The 19,445-nt window shown below is 60.7% G+C and carries 16 protein-coding genes; 9 read left to right on the top strand and 7 right to left on the bottom strand.

The window, feature by feature from the left end; translation table 11 throughout:
• Nucleotides 1-276: 276 nt before the first annotated feature.
• Together RMO51_RS19370 and RMO51_RS19365 are read right to left on the bottom strand one after the other, a co-directional pair.
• Nucleotides 277-786 (bottom strand): hypothetical protein, encoded by a 510-nt coding sequence (locus tag RMO51_RS19370; protein ID WP_310397521.1) that lies wholly within the window; start codon nucleotides 784-786, stop codon nucleotides 277-279.
• A gap of 11 nt (nucleotides 787-797) precedes the next feature.
• Nucleotides 798-1,808 (bottom strand): hypothetical protein, encoded by a 1,011-nt coding sequence (locus tag RMO51_RS19365; protein ID WP_310397519.1) that lies wholly within the window; start codon nucleotides 1,806-1,808, stop codon nucleotides 798-800.
• Nucleotides 1,809-1,924: 116 nt separating this feature from the next.
• Here RMO51_RS19365 and RMO51_RS19360 point away from each other — a divergent pair, with 116 nt between their 5' ends.
• The 4 genes from RMO51_RS19360 to RMO51_RS19345 all read left to right on the top strand — a co-directional run bounded on the left by RMO51_RS19360 (nucleotide 1,925) and on the right by RMO51_RS19345 (nucleotide 10,892).
• Nucleotides 1,925-3,775 carry a contractile injection system protein, VgrG/Pvc8 family gene (locus tag RMO51_RS19360; RefSeq protein WP_310397517.1) on the top strand — a complete coding sequence of 617 codons (1,851 nt, stop codon included), beginning with the start codon at nucleotides 1,925-1,927 and terminating at the stop codon, nucleotides 3,773-3,775.
• Between the two features lie 15 nt (nucleotides 3,776-3,790).
• On the top strand, nucleotides 3,791-4,675 hold the full coding sequence (locus RMO51_RS19355; RefSeq protein WP_310397515.1) for a hypothetical protein: 885 nt from the start codon (nucleotides 3,791-3,793) through the stop codon (nucleotides 4,673-4,675).
• Between the two features lie 44 nt (nucleotides 4,676-4,719).
• Nucleotides 4,720-9,282: an RHS repeat-associated core domain-containing protein gene (locus RMO51_RS19350; protein ID WP_310397513.1), complete on the top strand. Its 4,563-nt coding sequence runs from the start codon at nucleotides 4,720-4,722 to the stop codon at nucleotides 9,280-9,282.
• A gap of 893 nt (nucleotides 9,283-10,175) precedes the next feature.
• Nucleotides 10,176-10,892, top strand: coding sequence for an Imm43 family immunity protein (locus tag RMO51_RS19345; RefSeq protein ID WP_310397511.1), 717 nt, complete (start codon nucleotides 10,176-10,178; stop codon nucleotides 10,890-10,892).
• 153 nt (nucleotides 10,893-11,045) lie between these two features.
• On the opposite strand, the gene RMO51_RS19340 is transcribed toward RMO51_RS19345, so the two are convergent.
• Nucleotides 11,046-11,270 (bottom strand): hypothetical protein, encoded by a 225-nt coding sequence (locus RMO51_RS19340; RefSeq protein ID WP_310397528.1) that lies wholly within the window; start codon nucleotides 11,268-11,270, stop codon nucleotides 11,046-11,048.
• A 425-nt stretch (nucleotides 11,271-11,695) separates the two neighbouring features.
• On the opposite strand from RMO51_RS19340, the gene RMO51_RS19330 reads away from it, so the two are divergent.
• Nucleotides 11,696-12,241 carry an SMI1/KNR4 family protein gene (locus RMO51_RS19330; RefSeq protein ID WP_310397508.1) on the top strand — a complete coding sequence of 182 codons (546 nt, stop codon included), beginning with the start codon at nucleotides 11,696-11,698 and terminating at the stop codon, nucleotides 12,239-12,241.
• Between the two features lie 35 nt (nucleotides 12,242-12,276).
• Entirely contained in the window at nucleotides 12,277-12,684 is a 408-nt protein-coding gene (locus tag RMO51_RS22630) for a DUF6531 domain-containing protein (protein ID WP_409025057.1), read from the top strand.
• A gap of 42 nt (nucleotides 12,685-12,726) precedes the next feature.
• Here RMO51_RS22630 and RMO51_RS19325 read toward each other — a convergent pair whose 3' ends face one another.
• Genes RMO51_RS19325 through RMO51_RS19315 form a run of 3 tightly spaced genes read right to left on the bottom strand, consistent with a single transcriptional unit; the run spans nucleotide 12,727 to nucleotide 15,741 of the window.
• Nucleotides 12,727-13,590, bottom strand: a complete 864-nt coding sequence (locus RMO51_RS19325) for a hypothetical protein (protein ID WP_310397506.1) — start codon at nucleotides 13,588-13,590, stop codon at nucleotides 12,727-12,729.
• Between the two features lie 33 nt (nucleotides 13,591-13,623).
• Nucleotides 13,624-14,832 carry a hypothetical protein gene (locus RMO51_RS19320; RefSeq protein ID WP_310397504.1) on the bottom strand — a complete coding sequence of 403 codons (1,209 nt, stop codon included), beginning with the start codon at nucleotides 14,830-14,832 and terminating at the stop codon, nucleotides 13,624-13,626.
• 57 nt (nucleotides 14,833-14,889) lie between these two features.
• Nucleotides 14,890-15,741 carry a TssN family type VI secretion system protein gene (locus RMO51_RS19315; protein ID WP_310397502.1) on the bottom strand — a complete coding sequence of 284 codons (852 nt, stop codon included), beginning with the start codon at nucleotides 15,739-15,741 and terminating at the stop codon, nucleotides 14,890-14,892.
• A 167-nt stretch (nucleotides 15,742-15,908) separates the two neighbouring features.
• Between RMO51_RS19315 and RMO51_RS19310 the strand changes: the two genes are divergently transcribed.
• Complete coding sequence (locus RMO51_RS19310; protein WP_310397500.1) at nucleotides 15,909-16,922, top strand: type VI secretion system baseplate subunit TssG; 1,014 nt, start codon at nucleotides 15,909-15,911, stop codon at nucleotides 16,920-16,922.
• Nucleotides 16,923-17,093: 171 nt separating this feature from the next.
• Here RMO51_RS19310 and RMO51_RS19305 read toward each other — a convergent pair whose 3' ends face one another.
• Nucleotides 17,094-17,312 (bottom strand): DUF1153 domain-containing protein, encoded by a 219-nt coding sequence (locus tag RMO51_RS19305; RefSeq protein ID WP_310397498.1) that lies wholly within the window; start codon nucleotides 17,310-17,312, stop codon nucleotides 17,094-17,096.
• A gap of 377 nt (nucleotides 17,313-17,689) precedes the next feature.
• Here RMO51_RS19305 and RMO51_RS19300 point away from each other — a divergent pair, with 377 nt between their 5' ends.
• Nucleotides 17,690-18,091 carry a hypothetical protein gene (locus RMO51_RS19300; RefSeq protein WP_310397496.1) on the top strand — a complete coding sequence of 134 codons (402 nt, stop codon included), beginning with the start codon at nucleotides 17,690-17,692 and terminating at the stop codon, nucleotides 18,089-18,091.
• A gap of 227 nt (nucleotides 18,092-18,318) precedes the next feature.
• A complete protein-coding gene (gene fbaA, locus RMO51_RS19295; RefSeq protein ID WP_310397494.1) occupies nucleotides 18,319-19,401 on the top strand; it encodes a class II fructose-bisphosphate aldolase in 1,083 nt (360 codons plus the stop codon).
• The last annotated feature ends 44 nt before the right edge of the window (nucleotides 19,402-19,445 follow it).

Here is a 19,445-nt window from a genome sequence, read left to right as displayed (position 1 = left end):
CCTTTGCCTGGCTGGCCTGCTTTCGGCGCTTGGCCGTTGACTACGAATTTACCCCCGCCAGCCATCAAGCGTGGCTGCTCATTGCCAACTCGACTATGTGCCTCAACCGATTATGCCCGGCGTAAATCCCAAACACCCTCTGAGCGTCGGTGCCCGTGCCGACGATGGCCACGAAGTGGTCCGTAGTTTCGTAGTCGGGGGCGCCCTTGTTGTAGCTGCTCGCGTAGCCGTGGTGCACGCCCGCCATCACCGGCTTGTGCAGGGCAGACTGCCCACTTAACGCTGAGTTGCTAACACAGCACTGTCAGGCACAATAAGGATTCCACCGTAGCGTCCATCTTCATCATTCAGGTATTCGACCGCAAACCGGCTGTCTCTTGGGTTGATGTTTATCGCATTCAACAAAGATTGACTGTCCTCCGTTGATTTGCTGAGATTGACAAAAAACCTGACTACTCGGCGGGACCGCACGTCGTACTCAATGGATAAATCGTACCCCTTACGCTGGTAGCGCAAACTTTTTACCTGCTCGTCGATACTTTCCCGTTCATCGCTAATAGGCCCGCCCAGGCGGGCGGGGATTTCGTCCGCTGTTAGGCCCAATAATGCTGCGATATTATACACATAGGAGTCTGCTGTAACAGAAGACTTTAAGGGAGGAGCAAACGCAGGCTTTGTTGTCGTGCTTGGTTGTTTGTTCGGCGGGCGCTGTGGGTCCGAGCAGCCAGACAGCAGAAAAGCGGCGTAGAGCGCGCCGAGCGACACGACGTGTTTACCTGAAAGCATGGGGCAGGGCCTTAAAAAGTGCCGGGCTTGAAGCGGAGCTGGGAAATGGTATACGTCTTGCCGTTGACGGCACTTTTGCCGCTGTACGACCCCGTGCGGGCGTCGTAGTAGAGGCGGTTGCTCTTGGCTACACCCAGCCGTTTATTTACATCCTTTGTCCCCACGTCGAAGAAGCGGTAGTACTTGCCCTTAGCGTCGGTGCCCGTGCCGACGATGGCCACGAAGTGGTCCGTGGTTTCGTAGTCGGGGGCGGCTTTGTTGTAACCGCTCGCGTAGCTATGGTGCACGCCCGCCATCACCGGCTTGTGCAGGGCCAGGTACTGGTCGAGCATCGCCAAGCCGGCCGTGGCCGTGGGCTGCCCGACCAGCGTCTTGCCGCGCTCGCGCACGATTTGGATGCGGTCTTTTAGGTCGGAATTGTAGCCCACCATCTTCTTGACCGTGTTGCAGCACTGCGCCCAGCCTACTTTGGGGTCGCCCGTCGGGTTCTGGGATTTCCAAAAGGTCAGGGGCATGAAGCAGTCGCGGCCCCCGGCGGACAGGGGGGTGGGCTTGGGTTTGGGCGGGGCCTGGCGCAAAAAGGCGGGCAGGTAGCCGGACTGGGCCAGGTCGTTGTACTCGGCCAGCAGGCGCTGCTCGAACTGCGCGCGGGCCCGGGCGGCGGCACGCTGCTGCGCAGCGGCCTCGGCCCGGCGGCGGGCTTGTTCGGCGGGCGAAAGCAGCACCAGCGGGCGGTAGGCGGCGGCCACCTGCCGGTCGTGGGCCGCCAACTGCCGCTGCAGCCGCTCGGCGTCGGCCCGCAGGCGGGCAAAGTCGGGCAGCGGCGGGGCGGGCAACGGCAACTGGCGCGGGGTGAGCAGGTCACCGCTGCCCGTGTAGCGCCGGCCCACGCCCAGGTGCCCCGCCGCTGCCCGGCCGCTCAGCAGCGGGGGCTGCGGCTGCGGCGCTTGGCCCAGGTGGGCAACGGTGGCCCGGCCGCTAATGGGTTGCGAGGGCGACTGACGGTTGGAGAAGGAAGCCATATTTAGGACCAAGTTAGCAGCAATTACGTAGGAACGGCGTACATATGCCCGGAGTTCTCTTTACCTTTAGCGGGTTCCACGGCAATTTCCTTACTTTTCACCGCACCCCATCTTCTATGGCTCGTCAAGTTGTTGTTACGGTACAATGTGCTGGCCAAACACTGGCACCGGGCCAGGATTTTACGGCTCTTCAACTGCATCAGACTTTATTCGACCACCATTCGCTATCGATAGTCGTCCCCTTCGACAGCGTGGAAGGCAGCCAGGCGGCCTTTCTCAACGAGGCTCCCAGCCGGTTTTTAGGCCAGCCCGTCACCGTGGCCATTGAGCCCGATAAAGCCTTTGGTTTCGACAAAGGGGCCGGCTTTCATTTTAAAGGCCTGGTCACCGAAATGGGCACGAGCCAGGACTCGGATGGCGACAGCAGCATCACAGTGCAGGGCTACAGCGCGTGCTGCCTACTGGCCGGGGGCGTGCAGAAACGGACGTTTATCAAGCAAACCCTAAAATCCATTTTCGAGCAGGTGCTGAAGCCTTACTCCGGCAACTTGCTCACCAAGATGCTCCAGCCGCGCCATGCCGCACCGATTCCGTACGTGGCACAATATAAGGAAAGCGACTTTGCGTTTCTGAGTCGTCTGGCCACGGAGTATGCCGAGTGGTTTTATTATGACGGCAGCACGCTCCGACTGGGCCCACCAACGGCCGCGGCGGAAGTAGAATTTGTGGCCGACGGGGTGCATAATAACTTTCACCTAGGGCTGTCGCTGAACGCCACCAAGGTTAAGTTCTATGAATACAACTACAAGCAGCACCAGCACTACACGGCCAGCACGCAGGCGCAGGCCGTACCCACAATGAGCCAGCACCCCTTTGGCAAGCTGGTGCTGAGTCAGTCGGACCAGCTTTTCTCCCAGGAATCGCACACGTTGGCGGAGGTGGCCATCCAGAGCGGCGGCGAGATTACGGAGGAGGCCAAGGCCTTCAAAGCCCAGCGGGTAGCCGATTTGGTAGCCTTGCAGGGCAGCAGCGACAACTCCAGCTTGCAATTGGGCAGCGTGATTCATGTAAGGGGCAAGGGACTGGGCAGCAATCATGTAGCACCCGCCGACTTTGGTGCTTACCGCATCGTGGAAGTAACGCACCGCCTCGACGCCGAAGGAAATTACAACAATTCATTCACGGCAATACCCCACCTGCTGGAACTACCCCCGCTGAACCCCCACTACGCCCCGCCCGGAGGCGTCCAGGAGCTGGCCGAAGTAATTGATACGCAAGACCCTGACCACCTAGGAAGGGTGCGGGTGCGCTACTACTGGCCCGTAGCCGAGCCCAAGTACGCGGAGAGCGACTGGCTGCGTACCCTTACCCCCTATTCCGGCGACGGCAAAGGGCAGCTATTCGTGCCCGAGATAGGGTCACAGGTGCTGGTGGGCCACGAAAATGGCCTGGCCGAATCTCCGGTTGTGTTAGGCAACCTGTTTCACTCTAACAATAAGCAGAAAGCCAAGTACACCACCGACAGTAACTACCGCAAGGGCTTGCAAACCGCCGGCGGCAACAAAGTCGTGCTCATGGACACGCCCGGCGCGCAAACCATCCACCTTTCTAACTCCAACAACAAGGGCACGGCCGTTGAAGTCGGCTTCAAGGGCGACGGCAGCATCACCATCAAGAGCAATGGTCCGGTGACGGTGCTCAGCCCCGCCATTACGCTGGAAGCTGGGGAGAAAGGCACCATCAAGCTGCACGCCAAAACCATTACCATGGACGCGGACGAGGAGTTTACGCTGTCGTCCAAATCCAAGAGCATCAGCTTGAAAGCCAAAGAGAACATCTCGGCTGATGCCACGGAAAAGATGGACCTCAAGGCCAAAAGCAAGACCATTACCACAACCAACGGCCTCGCTATCAGCGGAGGCACGCAGGTCGACATCAAGGCCGGCAAAGTCAAGGTCAACTCGTAATTGCGGCCTTAGCGCATGGCATTCGTCCCACCTTCCCTCGTCGCGGTACCCGACGTGTTGCTGCCGCCCGTCTTGCCCACTGGCCAGCTGTGCACGGTCACGTGTCAAACGTTTCATCACCTCGGCAATCGGGCGTATGAAAACACGGCGGAAACGGTTTTCGAGAAAACCCTGCTCAGCGCGGGCGCCGAAGGACGCGCGTTTCGGCTGGTCATCCGCAGCTTCACGCAGACCAATACCGGGGGCCTCAACCGGCTCGACGAGGACATGGTGAAGCTGAAGAACGAACTGGTCATCGAAACCGATGAATCGGGCCGCCTGCGCCGCGTGTTGAATAAAAGCCAGCTGAAACAGCGGTTTCAGGAGCTGCGGCCCGTGCTGCTGCGCAAGTACGCGGATGCGCCTTTCATCACGCCCGCCATCATCAACAACCTGGGGCTGGTGCTGGAAGGCGATGGGTACCTGGAGGACGTACTGAATGCGTCGCCGGAGTACAGCTTGCTGTTTCCGGGCCTGTACGGCCGGGCGTACGCCGCCACCCCCGAACCCCTGGGCCACCGCCTCATTCCCCGGATTCTGGCCAACGTGGACTTGCCGCTGCGCACTTCGGCCGCGCGCACCGCAACGGTACCGGCCGACGTGGCCGACGGGGTGTACGTGACGGGCGAAGTCGACGAAGCCGGGTTTCGAGCTGACGAGCTCCGGCAAGCCGTCCGAACCATCACCGACCAGTTTGACTTGGACGTGACGCTGAAAGTGCGCCACCAGGAAAGCTACGAGTTCGACAGCCGCCACGAATTGGTGTACGGCGCCCAGCTCACCGACTACCGGGTAACTGGCGTATTTTCCACTCAGGTAGTAAGCACCCTCAAAGCAGCCCCCCTTTCTTCCCCGCGGTAACCCCCGTTACCGCACCACCTTCCTTTGCTACCGGCACCACGCACATGGAAAAAAAATATGTTCCGGCGGGCGTTTTTCTGACCTGCGACAAGGGCACGCTGCCCAGCCAGCTCAGCGTCACGTTCAACGCCAACACGTCCATCTACGGCCAAAGCCTAGCCACCGAGGCCGACAAGGTGCCGATGATGAACGTGAAGCCCATGGGCGTGTGCGCCATCACCAAGGGGCCCTGCGTGCCCGCGCCGGTGCTCTGGAACCCGGTGCAGAACGACGTGGTAGTGGGCAACAACCGCCTGCTGCTGGAAGACTCCAAGCTGCAGTGCAGCGCCGGCGGCAAGGCCAGCATTTTCTTCTCGCTGGCCGCGGCCCAGGCCGCCTGCCCGCCCGCCCCGGTCGAAAAAACCCTACTCGATAAGGCCGACGACTACCTGGCCACCCTGGGCCCGGCCGGCGACTACGCCCGCTTCCAGATGGGCATGGCCGAGGGGCTGTACGCCGGCGGTAAAAGCATGGCGGAAGGCCTCTGGGGCCTGGCCAAGGGCGGTTGGCACGCCGCCACCCACCCCGTGGAAACGGCCAACGCCATCGGCAATGCCGCTAGCAGCGCGGCCGACTGGGCCAGCAAGGGCGAGAACTGGAGCAACGCCGCCGGCGCGGCCGGCGACGGCATCAGCTCGGCGGCTGACTGGGCGAGCCACGGCGAAAACTGGGGCAAGGCCTGGGACGGGGCTTCGGAATGGGCCGGCCAGCAGTCGCCGCGCGACTGGGGCAAAATCGGGGGCCGGGCCACGTTCGAGGTGGCCCTGGCCGTGGGCACCGGCGGGACGGGCACGGCCGCCAACGTGGCCGGCAAGGCGGGCACGGCCGCCAACCTGCTCAGCAAGGCCGGCGAAGTGGCCAACTTGGCCGACAAAGGCCTGGATGTGGCCCGCCTGGCCGACAAAGGCTTGGACGCCGCCAACCTGGCCGGCAAAGCGGCCGAGGCCAGCAACGCCGCCGGCAAAGCCGGCGCGGTGGGCAAGGTGACCACCGGCGCCGACAAAGCTGCCGACGCCGCCCGCGCCGCCAAAGCGGCTGAAGAAGCGGCTGCTAAAAAAGCAGCCCAAGAACTGGAAACCGTGGAAGGCGCGGCCAAGAACAAGCGCACCTGCAAGTGCGACCCCGTGGACGTGACCACCGGGGCAATGCTCTTCGATGCCGTCGACATCGACCTGCCCGGACCGGTGCCGTTTACGTGGGAACGGACGTGGTACTCGAACTCCACTCGTTGCGGCCCGCTCGGCCACGGCTGGCACCACCGCTACGACCGGGTGTTGTGGCAGGACCCGGCGGGCCGGATGAACATGCGCCTGGGCGACGGCCGACTGGCCACGTTTGAGCCCCTGGAGGCGGCCAACGACCACGCTGCCTACCACCGCAGTGAAAAGCTGACGCTACGGCGCGCCACTATTGGCGCCACGGGCTACGCCGTGTTCGATGGTCGAGAACGGCTGACGTATCATTTCGCACCTGCCGGCAATGCCCCCACCGAAACAATATTTCACTTGTTGCAGGCAGTAACGGATGCAAGCGGAAATGCTCTGCGCTTCTCCTACGACCACCAAGGTTACCTAAATAGCATCACGGATAGTGCCGGGCGGATTATTGGCGTTCAAACCGATGCGGCGGGCCGCATTAGAAGCCTTGACCTGCCCGACCCTAATAATGCCCAAAAAACCTTCTCAGCAGTGCAGTATCAATACGATGAGGCCGGGAATATGACCGCCGCGATTGATGCCGAAGGCCACACGACACACTTCGCTTACGAAGGTTATCTGCTCGTCAAAAAAACGTTTCGGGAAGGCACCCATTTCTATTTTGAGTACGATGCCCAGGCCCGCTGCACCCGTACCTGGGGCGATGAAAATTATTATAACGGTCGCTTTGTATACGAGCCAGGCCAAACGACGCTTTACAACGAAGAGCCAGCAGCCAAACACGAATATTATCACGAAAATGGCTTAGTAACTACCTACATTGACCCGGTGGGAGCAGTACACCAGTGGCATTACAACGCACACAATGAATTGGAGCTGGCCCGCGACCCACTGGGCAATGCAACCAGCTACGATTACGATGCGCGTGGCAACCAAACCGGTATCGGCTATCCGGACGGCACCCGCACGGCAATGGCGCACAACGACCAGGATTTGCTGGTAGCCGCAACCGATGTCAATGGTAATTCGTGGCAATGGCGCTACGACGAGGTCGGCAGCTTAATCAGTCGCTTCAGCCCCGACGCTGCTACCACGGCGTACCGCTACGACGACTACGGCCGGCTAACCGAAATCGTGGATGCCAACGAGAACACTACCCGGCTACGCTACGGAGCCGACCATCAGCTCACGCACCTCGTTTCTCCCGACGAACAGGTTCGTTCATTTGCTTACGATGCTTTGGGCCGACTAATTCACCTGACCGATGCCCGTGGCAACGCGGAGCACCGCCAGTACGACCGAATGGGGCGTTTGGCGCGCCTACGCGAGGCCGACGGCCACGAAAGCATCTTGACTTACGATGGCGAAGGCAACATTGTGCGGGCCCAGGATGGCCAACAAGACGTGCGCTTTGCTTATACTGCCGTGAACCGTATGGCCGTTCGCCGCCAGGAGGGTCAGCAAACCCAGTTTTTTTATGACCGGGAAGGACGCCTGGTGGGCGTGCGCAACGAGGCCGGCCAGCAGCACCTTTTTGTGCTGGATGCAGCCGGCCAAGTGGTCGAGGAAACGGGCTTCGACGACCTCACCCGCCGCTATGCCTATGACGCGGCCGGCCGCGTTAGCCATTTGTACCGCTCTGGGAGCCAAAGCACCGTGTACGCCTACGACGCGGCCGACCGGGTTACGGAAATAACTCATGATGGGGCTGAACGCGTTATTTTTCGGTACCGGGCCGATGGCTTGCTAGCAGTGGCCGCTACCGCTGCCTCCCGCACCGAGTTTGAGTATGACCCACTGGGCCGGCTGCTGCGCGAAATCCAGGACGGCCACGTAGTGGAAAGCCAATACGACCGGCTGGGCTTCCGCCAGCGCTTGCATAGTTCTCTGGGCGCCGACGTACATTTTGAGCGCGACCTCATGGGACGCGTAATACAGGTGCGAGCGGGCAACTGGCACCAAAGCAGCCAACGCGACGCCGAAGGCCTGGAATTGCAGCGATTGATGAGCAGCAGCCTCTGCATCGCCTGGCAGCGCGACGCTGTGGGCCGCCCAAGTAGCCAGCGCATCATGCGGGGCCATACCACGCTTCGGCAGCGCCGCTACCAGTGGCAAGCGGGCAACAACTTGGCCGAAATTGAAGACAGTTTCGCTGGCACAGCTCGCTTTAGCTACGATGCCTTTGGTGCCTTGACAACTGCTCAGTATCCCAAGGGCGCCGATAACCTCGGCCATATCGATGCAACAGGCTCTCCATTCGTTGCTGCCGACAAACCGAACCGCGCCTACGGACCCGGCGGTCAATTACGCCAGGCCAATGGCACCCGCTACCGCTACGATGCCGAGGGCAACCTAAGCCAAAAGACCACCCCGGATGGCCAGACGTGGCGCTACGAGTGGAACGGTGCCGGGCAATTGGCGCGGGTAATTCGCCCCGACGGCTACGCGGTTGCCTTCGCCTACGACGCACTGGGCCGGCGCGTCAGCAAGCACTTTCGGGGCCGGGTGACCCGCTGGGTATGGGACGGCGACAATGTGCTGCACGAGTGGCACGAGCTAGCTGTAGGCGCCGGCCCGGACGCCATCGAGGCCTTGACAACTTGGCTGTTTGAGGAAGGCGGTTCGATACCCTGTGCGAAGCTGACAGCCCGAGGCAACTTTGATGTGGCCGCCAATCAGGTTGGGGCGCCCCTCGCCCTCTTCAACGACCGGGGCACCCAAGTTTGGGGCTTGGACATGGACACGCACGGGGCCGTGCGCCAGGGACAGGGCCATCCCCAAGATTGCGCTTTTCGGTATCAGGGCCAGTACGAGGACGTTGAGACCGGCCTGTATTACAACCGGTTTCGCTACTACGACCCTGAAACGGGAGGCTACATCTCGCAGGACCCCATCGGCTTGGCTGGGGGGCCCGCGCCGTACGCATACGTGGCCGACCCGCTCACGCAGATTGACCCGCTTGGCCTGAGCGAAGGCAGCACCACCCTGGGCAACCGCATGTCCCGGGCCGGCACGCCTTCCTCCTTTGAACACGGCATCTCGCCCTTCCCCCGGAGCGACTTCCGCGCCCACCACGTCATTCCGCACGACGTCTGGACCCAGCCCCAAAACCAACGCTTCTTTGACAACATCGGCCTGGGTAGTGCCAAAGACCGTGCCGCCAACGGCGTATTCTTGCCCAAGAGCGAGGCCGTGGGGCAGAGCTACGGGTTTGAAAACTACCACAGCGGCAGCCACGCCACCTACAATAACAACACAGCCACGAACGTAGCCGACATTCGAGACCGCTACAATTCGAGGGCCATTACTCGAACCCAGGCACGTAAGGAAATTAGCGCGTTGCAAAAAGAGGAACGCAAACGGCTGAGCAAACGCAATACCGTGGCCGGTCCCTGTGCAAGACTTAATTAAGCACCAATCTACTTATGCTCTTTGTTGCTTTTTGCCCTAGGGTCTCCCAGGATAGACAAAGCCTTTCAACTTTCATTGCTCATACTTACACTGAGGGATTCAATGAAAAAACCCTATGACGCCCATTTATCATAGCGAATGGGCATTCTATAATTCATATCGAGATGGCAAGCCCGTTCCTGAAAATATGCGGCTCTCTAACAAATTACTGATGATTTTTAAAGGGATTAGAAGCTTTGTTGCTGATTTTTTTACCGACGGCTCCAACCATTAGATAGTTTCAGACCGTTTCTATCACTTTATTCTTAAAAAGAAATTATCATCAGGACATTTTGGGCATGCAGAATAATGGTGTTATCCACTCAAAAAGCTTCAACTACTGCCAAGCCTTATTATTTATTACGTCCAAACTAGGCAGACAACGACCTTATTAATTTTGAGAATAATACGAAAATACTGTCGCAACAAAAGCCTTAAACTAAGAACACTCCCCACGAATGTATCATATTGATTTAGTTTTCAAGAACGAAGCGAATACGTCGACTATGTTATTGCTAGATGAAGAATGCTTTGGGTACTCTTTTCTCTGCGACGCCAAAATTAAGCAAGCCTTAGAAGAGGGAGAATTATTATGTTTTGAATTTTATACTTTGGGTCAGTTTTCGCAGGAGAGACGGTATCGCGACGAGTATCGCAGCTACGAACGTTCCCAATAGGAGTCAAAGACTTATTCCTGCAAGAGCCTGTAAATTCCTGTGAACATCTTTCCGTGGCCGCTGAATTCTTAGCATGGCTGATGCTTCGACGATTTACGTCAATGCAGAGTCTTGAATGATACAGGCGCAACCGCTTCATCGCATTTGCATTTTTAATCTCCCTACTACTCAGTCCCTATGTTCTATGTTGCTTACCGACATTACATTGAGAAAAAAGGCCTACCGGTCTTTATGGCTCGCGTCTACACGGAGGAATTCAACGAAAAGCGGCCCATGCAACCCATTTATTCGCGCGACTGGCTGTTTTATAATCGGCACAAAGACGGCGTGCCCGCGCCAAAGGAGTTGCAATTACCAGCCAAGCTCTGGCTGGTGTGCAAGGGAATCAAGTCCTTTACTGCCGATTTTTATTCCGATGAGCCAACCGAGTGGATAGTATCGGGCCGGTTTTTATCTTTTTTACAAAGCCGTCACTTGCTGGAAGCACAGTACGAGCAAAGCGAACTGACACTTGTTTCCACCAGCGGCAAACCCATTGCCGACCAGCCCTATTTTCTGCTGCGGCTGTTTGGCAATGCCAATGACCTCATTGACATTGACCGCAGCCCACGCGTGCCATCCAGGCACAAACCCCTGGCGAAGACAGCTCCGAGACGGGAGTACTACACCGAATTTATTTTTCGCAAAGGCACCACTCCGCCTCCTTTTTTCTTCTTAGACGACCGAAATTACTGGTACTCCTTCATTTGCAATGAGGAAATCGAGCAGGCAATCAAGGCAGAGAAGTTTGCGGGGTTTGATTTTTATACACTGCCAGAGTTTATTCAAGAGATGGAGCACCGACTGGAAGAGCCCGCTCCGGCTATATACAAAGGCGTATTAAATAAGGGGTAGTCCTGTCCATGAGCAGCGCAAATTGGCTAAACACTCGCGCTGCCAGAAATGCCGGCCTAGCGCACCGAAGTTGCCGCTGGCTTAGCAACGAACGTAGTGTTGTGCATGAGGTGGCCTAGTAAAAACGGACAGTGAACTGAGGTAGGTTGCTTTTCAGGTCGTGTTCAAAGTGGTGCGGTGAGCGGTAACCGAGGCAGAATGGCGGCGGTCGAGATTAAAGTAAGTATCGAGGTAGTAGGCCACTTGCCAGCCAGCCGGGCTGTCTTGAGGCAGGCACAGGCAGTGCCGTGGGGCCAGCAGCTCGGTTTTGAGCGTGCTCCAGCCAGCCTCTGCCTGCGCGTTATCGTGGGGATTGCCGGGTCGGCTGAAGCTGGACACGGCCTTGGCCCGTTCGATGCGGGCGCGACAGGCCGCGCTGGTGTACTGGCTGCCCCGGTCGGCGTGAATAAGCAGGCCTGGCGCAAGGCTAGGGCCTGTTCCAAGGCCGTAAGGACCAATTCGGTGGGCATCTGCGCGGCCAGGTGCCAGCCCACTGCGCGCAGGCAGGCATCGCGCCACGTGGCCAGGTAGCACCAGCGCCCGCCCACCAGGATTCAGTTTTTTTAATTATGGGCAGCGGAAGGTAAGACTTCTGGCTGTCCGTTCTAGCTAACCACCCCAAACAGCCTCGTTCCCGACAGGGTTACGATGTGCGCCCTGGACCATAACGGCAACGTACTTGTTGACCGGACAATTTCCAATGGCCTGCAGCAGAATACGGCCTGCCGTGGTTCAAGGGGTTGACTACTCACTTACTCTGCCCCTTGCACACTTTCGAACACCTCAAGAAACAACCAGTAATCGCGGCCGCCGATGCGGAGTACCTGCAAGCGCATAGATTGGCCGATGGCGGCGGGTTTCCGCCCTCTTACATTGACTTTGCCACCCAACTGGGTTGGGGCAGGCTCTGCGATTTGTTGTTGATATACGTGCCCCTCGGGCCGTATCCCGACTCCTGGCTGGTGCAAAGCCCCAAAATCAGACAGTTTATGAATGAGTTCTATCAGGAAATGGAGCACGACCCTTTTCTGCTGGAACCCGACGGGTACGAGAGCATTGACCGGTCGTTGGTTCCCTTTGGCGCGAGCGAGAACGGCGAATACCTGGCCTGGGACACGGCCCACCGTGCCTCCGACGGCGAGTTCCCCATCTACATACTGGCCAGTCGAATGGGAGGCATCCGGTACGGGGCTGAAAACCTGCATCAATTTGTAGAAAAATGCACGAATGACGCAGCCGTGAAAACGATGTTTGGCCCTGGCTGCAGTGCACTTCCCGCAATTTTTGAACCTCTTGCTTTGGCGAATTAAAGCAAAACCAAAACCTGCTCTTTTCGTTCGTGGCCATGCGGTCGCTCGCCCACCCGGCACGCCTGAAAATACGTCTCTGCTCGACAAGGCCGACACCTACCTACCCTCAAGCTAGCTGGCGCCGGCCTGAATGCGGCCCGCTCGGCCACGGCTGGCACCACCGCTACGACCGGGTGTTGTGGCAGGACCCGGCGGGCCGGATGAACATGCGCCTGGGCGACGGCCGACTGGTCACGTTTGAGCCCCTGGAGGCGGCCAACAACCACGCTGCCTGCCGCCGCAGTGAAAAGCTGACGCTACGGCCCGGTTCCAGCCGCATGCGCCGCGCCGTGGCGGGCAGTCCACAGCACCGTCTTGAGGAGCAGCCGATTGTTCCCGCCGTGCGGCCCATATCGCCTGTTTTTCCGGCTGGGTGCGGCGCAAGCAAGGATTGGGTCCGGTAATTCGTCCCTGGACCCGAAGCCACTTGTTCGTACAACCCCGCTTTACAGCAGCCCGAAGAAGCGGGCGGGGCGGCCCAACTCCAGGTTGATGGGTTCGAGGGTCTTCTCGATGCTTTGCTTGAGGTCTTCGGTGGCGGGGTCTTGCAGGATTTGAATGAAGGCCGTGCGCGACTGTTGCAGCAGCTGCTTGCGCTCCTTGCTGCGGGCTTTGTGGTCGAGGGCCCGCTGGCGCAGGCAGTCGGCCTCAGCGAAAGCAATTTGGTCGCCGAGCAACGCGATTTGGAGACGGGCTGAGCCGCTGGGAGCCGCCGGGGCCGGGCTCCCGCCGCCGCCCGAGGGCATGGGCGCAGGACGGCTCAGGCTGGCTTGGAGCATGATGATTTGCTGCCGGGCCTGGGCTAGTTCGGCCGCGGTGCGCTCGCTGCCCCGGGCGTCGTCGCCACGCTTGGCTAGTTCCTGGCGGAGCACGTCGATGGTGCTGCGGTTGGAACGGAACAAGTCAAAGTCGCGCAGCACGTTGCGGGCCAGCAGGCGGTGGGCGGGAATCTGCATCTGGGCCGAATCAAGCCGCAACTGGCTCAACCCCACGGCGATGGAATTGAGGTAATCCTGGTTGTTGGTGGCGAGCTTGCCCAGCACGAGGTCGTTGGATTCGACGCGCATGCGCTGGTCCACCGCGTCGATGCGCTGCAGGTGATGGGTCAGGGTATCGAACTGCGTGATGAGGCGGGCCTGTTCTTCGTGCGTGCGGTCCAGCTCTTTCTTGAGGCGGGCGTTTTCGTCGGCAATGCTCTTGTTGGAGAACAGGTAGTAGGAGGCGCCCAGCGGAGTGGCCAGCGCCAACAGGTACAGCAACGTAAACTGCCACAGGCGGGTGCGGCGTTCGGGTTGGTTGAGGGGTTTCATGCAGAGGAGAAGATGACGACGGGCAGCGGCGGGTTAGGTGGTGAACGGGTTCCAACGCGGGGCGCCGTTGGGGTACGACTCCGGAACGGGGGAGCTGAGCGGCTTGTCGGCCACCGGGTTCTCGTTGATGAAGGACTGCCAGCCTTCCTTATTTTTGCCGATGTACTCAAGCTGGCTGAGCTGCCGGAAAATGGCCCCAATCAGCTGCCACAGCTGCTGCTGCTGGCGCAAGTGCTCGTGCACCTGGTGGTGGTTGTACGCGAGCGTGACGGACGCTTGCAGCGCCCCCAGCAGCGTGGCGGGCAGGATTTCGGACCACTGCTCAAAATATTTGAGCAGCTCTTCGCGCTCGCCTTCGGTGAGGCCGTCGAGGGACGTTTTGAATTGCTTGCCCACCCGCAGCAGCGCATCGAGCAGGTAGATGGGCGGCTGGGCCGCGGCCATCAGCCGCAGCGTGGTGAGCTGCTGGGCCAGGGCAAACACGGTGCGCTCGGCCAGTTCGCGCACCATGTCGGCGAGGTGGCTGCGCTTGTCGGTGCGCAGCTTGACCTTGTGGATGATTTTGAACGCGTCGGTTTCCAGCTCCGTCAATTGAAAGTCGAGCTGGTGCAGGGCTTGCAGCAAAGCCGGGTGGCTGGCCAGGGCCGTGCTGGGCGGAATAAATTGGGCCACGGGCCGCAGCTCGCCCTCAGCGTAGAGCAGCTCGCCCACCACCAGCGTGAACGCGCCGCTGGCGAGGCCGCTCAACTGCTGGGTAGGCACAAAGCTCAGCTCGTAGGCCGGGCGGGTGTAGGGGTGGCGGGGCGGTATTTCCTCGGGCGAAGGGGTGCCGGTGGGCGCCCGCTCAAACGGGTTGGCGGTGAGCACCACGCTGAAACGCAAGCCTTCGGTGGCAGTCAGGCCGAACGCGGCCAACAGCTGGGCCAGGTTGCTGCGGGCCGTGAGTGGCGTGCTGCTGGCGGTGATTTCGATGCGGGCGCCGCCGGCCGTGACGGCCCGGCACTGCGTGAGGCGGGCCTGCACCTCGTGCTGGGCATCGACGTTGAGCAGGAGTTCGAAGGCGGCGGGGCTGCCCAGCTCGTTGGTCACGGGCAGCAGGCCGTAGTTATCCGGGCGCAGGTGCAGGGCCGTGGCATCGCGCAGGTGGTCGGTGGTGAAACGCTCGGTTTCGGCGAAATGGCGGCGGGAGATTTTCATCCCATCCACCCAGTTTACCGGGTAGTAAGTAATTTCAGGAATCATAACCGCGAAAGAGAGACGAAAGTAAAGGAAAAAAGCCGGCGCGGACCGCGCCGCGGCTTATTCGCCGGCCGGGCTGGCCGGCACCCGCTTCGCCACGATGATGCTGCCCTGGCGCAGGAAATTATCCTGGAAGGTATAATCGGGGTCGTAGTAGTGGCGGCTGCGCCACCACGCGCGCTTGGCGTAGAAGAGCCACCCGTACGGCTGGCCTTGGTTGTCGAGGTATTGCAGCGCTTGCTCCGGCTTGAGCTGGTTGTAGTCGGAGAGGAAGATGGCGAACAATTCGCTCATCCGCATCTGGTAGGGGGCCTTCGAGGAAAAGTCGTGGTAAAGGGCCTCGCCGTAGCGGCGCGTCATCCAAAAATGGATGACCATGAAGTGGTTCAGGTCCATGCGCGACAAATCGGGGCTGGCCGCCAGCGGGTTGTAATGCCACAGCTTGTACTGTTTGTAGGGAATGGCCTGCCACGCCCGGTACGATTCCCGGAAGAAGTACGGCAGCAAAAACGGAATTACAGCCATGGCAAAGCCAGTGGGCGGCAGCTGGTCCTTGGCCCAGGGCACCCACCGCAGGGCCAGAATGGCGCCAGCGCCGAGGGCGGCCGTGAGCACCAGAATGAGCACGTTTTGCCAGCGGCTCTCGGCCTCGTACCACTTCAGCCAGTTTGGTAGCTGCGCCGCGTACAGCCAGCCCAGCAGCACCACGGCCAGCTGCAAGAGGGCCAGCGTGGCCGGAAACGCCCACGGGCTGCGCACCGCTGCCAAACCCAGCAGCCCAAAGCCCACCACCGTGAGCAGCACGTACAGGAAGCTGCTGATGAAAACTTTGCTGCCCTGCACCCGCGAAGTGACATTGGACAAGGCGCTGGAGGTGACCGAACGGGCCTGAGAAGCAGGATTGGGAAGCATTGGGGGTAGGAGCAATTGAGTGGGTGGTCAAGGCCGGGCCTCTTCTATACCGGTTGGGGGGAGCTGAACAAAGTACGGAAAATTTCAAGTCAGGGCCACGCCCCCACCAGCCGGCCCTGCCCAACCCGGGGCGCGGGGCAGCGTAAGGCCGCCGAGGAAACTGTACTTTGCGCCTCCTTACCTCCACCTGCCTGCCCGCCGTGCCCGAAACCATTTCCGTTCATCGCCTGCTGGCGCACCTGCGCCGCCTTCCCTTCGACTTGCGCCTCGAAGTCATCATGGCCGAATTGCTGGCTTTCGGTTATTCGTTCGATGACTTTCTGGTGCGGCCGGTGGGCTTGTTTGCCCGGCGCTACCGGCGCGACTTGGGCGCCGTGAGCGACGAACCATTCGAGCGCGGGAGCAGGCCGGTGGTGCGCACCGTGCTGGAACTGCACCGCGAAGGCTTGTACGATGCCCTGCCGCAACAAGTGTTTCACCAGCCCGGCGGTGCCGCCACCGACGGCCCGCCCGGGGTGCGGGCCATGGTCGAGGACATTCGGCACCAACGCCGCAAGGAGAAGGCAACGCGGCAGTTCTTCCTCCCTTTTGAGCAGGAATTCTTTCGGTGCCGCGTGCGCATCGAGCAGGAAGAGCGGCGCTACTTCACCAACCTGTCGGCGCGCTGGTACAACGAGGCCCTGGCCCGGTTCTGGGGCATTGCCGACTGCGGCCTGCCCCCCGGCCCGCTCACCAATTTGCTGTACTTGCTGCCCCTGGCCCACGGCATCACCGGGGACCTGGCACGCACCCAATTGTGCTTTGAGAGCGTGCTGGCCCAGCCGGTGCAACTGCGCACGGTGGCGCCGCAGCGCCACGCGTTACCGCTGGCACAAACGGCGCAACCCGGCGGCGGCGCCTTGGGCAACCTGGCGCTGGGCCGCGACCTCGTGCTGGGCGGCGACTACCATGAAACACTCCCCGCTCTTGAAATCACATTGAAGGGCCTCTCGGTGAGCGAGTTGGAAACGTACCTGGCGGGAGAATGGCCGGCCAAAGCACTGGCTTTGCTCTGCGAATACTTTGTTGCTTTTGAAACCGATGTGGCCGTGCGCTACGAAATGGCCGTCGCCGAGCCGGTGTTCCGGTTGGGTGAGGGCGAAGACGCGCCGGTGCTGGGTTTCACCACGGCCGGAATCTGAGTCTTTGGGACCGGCACTTTCATTGGCGACCGGTCGGGGATGGCGGGCGTGGTCGCCTGCTCAGAATCCGCTTCGCGCTCAAGCTGGGGACGCAGCCAATGGCCCGAGTAAGCGTCAACCACGATTACCCGAAGACCAGACAGACTCAACGCCGCCGCTGCGCGCGTCCCATTAGCGGCTCCCTGCTTCGAAGTCGTGCAGGCCGGCGCGGTGGCGCTCCATTTCTTCGGCGCTGATGGCGTAGGCGGCCCGGGCTTCTTCGGCGCCCATCAGGCCCTGCTCCACGGCGTTGAGCACGGCCCACACCTTCAGCCGGCGCTCGGCCTCGGCGCTGGCGGCCGGCTCGGGGCGACCATCGGTGTCAAACAAATCAGAAGAGGGCTGGCTCATAAGCTCTGCGAGATAAGCCCTGCAAGATAGCGGGTAAATTATTAAGGCAGGGTGAATTTTCGCCCCAGAAACGCCACCTCCGAGTTAAGTCGCCGAGCAGCTGGCACCGCTGGTCCTCTCGCTCGCCCACCGGACGATTGCCTGGCCCTGGCCGGCTGGTTACGCCAAGCAAAGCGGCCCGAAACACTCGTCTAAGTCTTTAAATGATGCAATTTTCAGCACATGACTGAACATTCGCCGACTTTTTACCCCAAACCATCGATTATTAGTCTTTTCCAAACGCTAGTGCCCCAACATTTGTCTCAGCATCGTGCCTGCTCCTTCCTGCTCATATTACAAATTCACTCCCGCCTGCCCACCTTTGTCTAGTACCGCAAATGTTTGCTTCTGAACCCTACGCTGCGCCCGGTACGCCCTTGCCCGGGGTGGTGGCGAGCGGCTGCGCGTTCTTGCCCGCCGTGGCCCACGCCGCCGCCTGGCCACCGCCAAGCTCTTCCACCAGCCAGTTTGTGCTGGGTCAGAATCACCCCAACCCGTACGTGGACGAAACCGCCATTCCCTTTGCCCTCGCCCACCCCGCCGACGTGCGGCTCACCCTGCTTGACCCGCTGGGCCGCCGGGTGGCGGTTGTCATCCGCAACGGCCTGGCCGCCGGCGAGCACAGCATTGCCCTGAATCTGCGCGGCGCGGGGCTGCCCGCCGGCGATTACGCCTACCAGCTGCGAGTCACCAACCAGCACGGCGAGTACCATCAGCGCAAGACCATGACGGCCCGCTAGGCCGAACCGATGCGTGCGGAGAGGTGAGTGAGGCCCGGGGCCGACCGCTGCAACGGTCGGCCTCTTTTTTGGGCCCGGGCGGTGCGGACGCTGGCGCCCTCATTCGGGCCAGACCTTTCAGGTTAGGCAGCGCCGACCGTACTTTGCCACTGGGCGGGCGGCCCCGAGCGGCCCGGCTTTTTCCGACTTCCATTTCCCACCGCGGCGCTGCCGCCTAGCCCCCTGTTATGGCTGACCAAACCCTTACCGGCCTGCGGGCCGGTGTCCTGCACGGCGACGAAGTTCAACAGCTTTTCCAACTCGCCAAGGCCCACGCCTTTGCCCTGCCCGCCGTGAACGTGACGGGCACCAACACCGTGAACGCCGTGCTCGAAACCGCCCGGGCGGTGAACTCGCCGGTCATGGTGCAGTTTTCGAACGGCGGCGCGCAGTTTTTTGCGGGCAAGTCGGTGGCCAACGACGGGCAGCGGGCCAGCATCGCGGGGGGCATTTCGGGCGCCCAGCACGTGCACCTCATGGCCGCGCTCTACGACGTGCCCGTGGTGCTGCACACCGACCACGCCGCCAAGAAGCTCCTGCCCTGGATTGACGGCCTGCTCGACGCCGGCGAGAAGTACTACCAGCAGCACGGCCAGCCGCTCTACAGCTCGCACATGCTCGACTTGTCGGAAGAGCCGATTGCGGAGAACATTGAAATTTGCAAGCGCTACCTCGAGCGCATGGCCAAAATCGGGATGACGCTAGAAATTGAGCTGGGCGTGACCGGCGGCGAAGAAGACGGCGTGGACAACTCCGACGTGGACTCCAGCAAGCTGTACACCCAGCCTTCGGAAGTGGCTTTTGCCTACAAAGAGCTGAGCGAAGTGAGCCCGCGCTTCACCATTGCCGCGGCTTTCGGCAACGTGCACGGCGTGTACAAGCCCGGCAACGTGAAGCTCCAGCCCAAAATTCTCAAAAACTCGCAGGCCTACGTGCAGGAGCATTTTGGCACCGGCCCCTCACCCATCGACTTCGTGTTTCACGGCGGCTCGGGCTCCAGCCAGGCCGAAATCCGCGAGGCCATCGGCTACGGCGCCATCAAGATGAACCTCGACACCGACCTGCAATGGGCGCTGTGGGAAGGCATCAAGGACTACTACGTGAAGAACGAAGGCTTTTTGCAGGGCCAGATTGGCAACCCCAGCGGCGCCGACTCGCCCAACAAGAAGTACTACGACCCGCGCGTGTGGCTGCGCAAGGGCGAAGAAACCTTCGCCGCCCGCCTCAGGCAGGCGTTCGAAGACCTGAACTGCCTCAACCGCCGGCCGTGACGCCTGCGGCTTAATGAAGAATGAAGAATGAGGAATTTTGGACC

Source organism: Hymenobacter sp. (assembly GCF_031398885.1).
GTDB lineage: Bacteria > Bacteroidota > Bacteroidia > Cytophagales > Hymenobacteraceae > Hymenobacter.
The sequence above is the reverse complement of the archived record's forward strand: the minus strand, read 5'-3'. Positions and strand labels throughout refer to the sequence as shown.